At 60.7% G+C, this 1,924-nt stretch carries 3 protein-coding genes; 1 reads left to right on the top strand and 2 read right to left on the bottom strand.

The window, feature by feature from the left end; translation table 11 throughout:
- Positions 1-1,445 (bottom strand): alpha/beta fold hydrolase (locus tag PHW99_RS18385; RefSeq protein WP_300181171.1); only part of this gene is annotated, 1,445 nt, incomplete at its 3' end.
- Positions 1,446-1,550: 105 nt separating this feature from the next.
- Between PHW99_RS18385 and PHW99_RS18380 the strand changes: the two genes are divergently transcribed.
- Positions 1,551-1,838 carry a hypothetical protein gene (locus PHW99_RS18380; protein ID WP_300181168.1) on the top strand — a complete coding sequence of 96 codons (288 nt, stop codon included), beginning with the start codon at positions 1,551-1,553 and terminating at the stop codon, positions 1,836-1,838.
- On the opposite strand, the gene PHW99_RS18375 is transcribed toward PHW99_RS18380, so the two are convergent.
- Positions 1,767-1,924 (bottom strand): laccase domain-containing protein (locus PHW99_RS18375; protein ID WP_300181182.1); only part of this gene is annotated, 158 nt, incomplete at its 5' end. The genes PHW99_RS18380 and PHW99_RS18375 overlap by 72 nt on opposite strands.

Raw genomic sequence — 1,924 nt, 5'->3', positions numbered from 1 at the left:
TTTTTACCGGGCAGGAACTGGGTCGAGGCATAGGCCCCGCCAATGGGCACGATGTGGTCTTCACGCGAGCCATAGACATAGACCGGGATGTCCACCAGGCCCAGGTCCACCTTTTGCCCGCACACCGTGGCCTTGCCCGGCTTGGTGAGGTTGTTTTCCAGATAGGTGTTGCGCAGGTACCAGGCGTAATAGGGTCCGGGCAGGTTGGTGCTGTCGCTGTTCCAGTACAGCAGGTCAAACGGCGGCGGGGTTTCACCCTTGAGGTAGTTGCCCACCACGTAGTTCCAGACCAGGTCGTTGGGACGCAAAAAGCTGAAAGTGCTGGCCAGGTCCTGGCCCTTCATCAGGCCGCCCTTGCCCATCTCCTGCTCGCGGTATTTGACGAAGGCTTCGTCAATGAACACGTCCAGCACACCGGTGTCGGCAAAGTCGAGCATCGAAGTCAGCAAGGTGGCGCTGGCCACCGGCTTCTCACCACGTGCGGCCAGCACCGCTAGCGCCGTACCCAGCATGGTGCCACCGACACAAAAGCCCAGCGCATTGATGGTCTTGGCACCGGTGATCTCGCGCGTGACTGCGATGGCCTTGATCACCGCGTTGTCGATGTAGTCGTCCCAGGTGGCCTTGGCCAGGGAGGCGTCCGGGTTGCGCCAGCTCACGATGAAGGTGCGGTGCCCCTGCGCCACGGCGTGGCGCACCAGCGAGTTTTCCGGCTGCAGGTCCAGGATGTAATACTTGTTGATGCACGGTGGCACCAGCAAAAACGGCTTTTCATACACCTTGGCGGTCAGCGGCTTGTATTCGATCAGCTGGAACAGCTCGTTCTCGAACACCACCGCGCCTTCGGTGGTGCCCACGTTCTGGCCCACCGTGAACAGGCTTTCGTCGGTCATCGACACATGGCCCTGCTGGATGTCGTGCAACAGGTTCTGCAGGCCCTTGCTGATGCTGGCGCCCTGGGTATCGAGCGCCTTTTGCTGGGCTTCGGCGTTGAGTGCCAGGTAATTGCTCGGGGCGGCGGCTGCCGTGAGCTGCTCGACAGCAAAGCGGATGCGGGCACGGGTCTTGGCGTCGGTGTCCACCACATCCACCATCTGCGCCAGGGTCTTGGCGTTCAACAGATACGCAGCCGCACTGAAAGCCGACACCGGATTGGCTTCCCAGGCCGGATCGGCAAAACGGCGGTCTTTGTTTTTGGGTTTGCCCTGCAGGCTATTGGCCCAGAGTTCGCCGGCTTCCTGGAGGTACTGGCGTTGCAGCTCCTGCATCTTTTCAGGTGAAAAAGTGATTTTCGGGGGCTGCGTGGCCGATGGCATCAGCTGAGTTCCAGCCTCGCCCAAATCCATGTTGTGAAATGACTCAAACACCTGGGTCAAGGTGTCGGTCAGGGTTTTTTGAAACTGTTGCGCCGTTTGCAGCCAGAGTTGCTGAACTTCACTTTCCATGCATGCCCCTTGTAAGACCTGACGTCGATAAAACCCGTAGTATCTTAGACAAAGGCATTCGACAAACTGACAAGCTTTTCCGAACGACTAAAAAATAGGGGCAATATGTACCTGGTTCCCATCGCCTGGCTGTATGTGGCGCTGATGATGGCCGTGGCGGAGGCCACCAACAGCAACGGCACGCTGCTGGGCGCCCTCATCACCTTTGTGCTGTATGGCGTGTTACCCATCACGCTGCTGGTGTATGTCATGGCCACGCCGGCCCGTCGGCGCGCCATCAAGGCGCGCGAACGCGCCGAGCTGGCTGCGGCCCAGGCCGCCTCAGGCACCACGCCAGATGCAGACGGCCAGGCGGCCGCTGACGCGGTCGCGCCGGTGCGAAAAGAACTGTGACGCCTGCGTCACCGTGCACCAGCTGGCGCTGCCGTCGTTGCCATAGACTCGGGTGACGCCCAGGGTCGCCAGACGCTGGCGTGCCA

The sequence above is a fragment of the Rhodoferax sp. genome (genome assembly GCF_028689305.1).
In the GTDB taxonomy this organism is placed as follows: Bacteria; Pseudomonadota; Gammaproteobacteria; order Burkholderiales; family Burkholderiaceae_C; genus Rhodoferax.
The sequence above is the reverse complement of the archived record's forward strand: the minus strand, read 5'-3'. Positions and strand labels throughout refer to the sequence as shown.